This window comes from Paraburkholderia ginsengiterrae, assembly GCF_001645125.1.
In the GTDB taxonomy this organism is placed as follows: domain Bacteria; phylum Pseudomonadota; class Gammaproteobacteria; order Burkholderiales; family Burkholderiaceae; genus Paraburkholderia; species Paraburkholderia ginsengiterrae.
The window spans coordinates 1-518 of sequence record NZ_LXKA01000100.1; the positions used below are offsets into that span (position 1 = coordinate 1).

General features: G+C 61.4%; 1 pseudogene. It reads left to right on the forward strand.

Going from position 1 to position 518, the window contains the following annotated elements:
* A pseudogene (locus A6V37_RS07545) lies at positions 1–228 on the forward strand (transketolase); the annotation flags it as partial.
* Between the last annotated feature and the right edge of the window lie 290 nt (positions 229–518).

Here is a 518-nt window from a genome sequence, read left to right on the forward strand (position 1 = left end):
ATGCATCGTGGTAGGCTGAAGAGAGTGTGCGAGAAGCGTGAGGAGAGGCCGGGGCAGCCGAGAGATGGGGTCAAGGCGGGGGGCGGAAGGAGCAACGGACGGATCGGAGAGGGTCTGGGGAAGGGAGGCGGAATGGCGATCGACGAGTCGGTGATCGCCACCGGATTCAAGGAGACTGGCGCGAAGGGCGTCGACCGCCGCACGTACGTGTTCGTAGGGGTCGGCTGAATGATGGAAGGAATCTCGGGCGGAGCGGGCGCGCTGGCGGGTGTGGTATGGACGTGCGGATAACCTGGCGCGGCACGGGTAAGGCAGATGGTGGGTGTGTGCTGTATGTACCGGTGAATGGCCGGTGAAGGTAAGGGTGGCAGTTCATGACGACACCCATAAAAACGACTTCCTGCGGCTTGTGCAAGCCGCGCCAGATAGGGAATGGGATGCCGAAGCGTACGAAGATGGTGTTGAAGTGGTTCAGCTTCAGGGCATAGATGACGATACGGAGTCCGTCGGTCATGGTG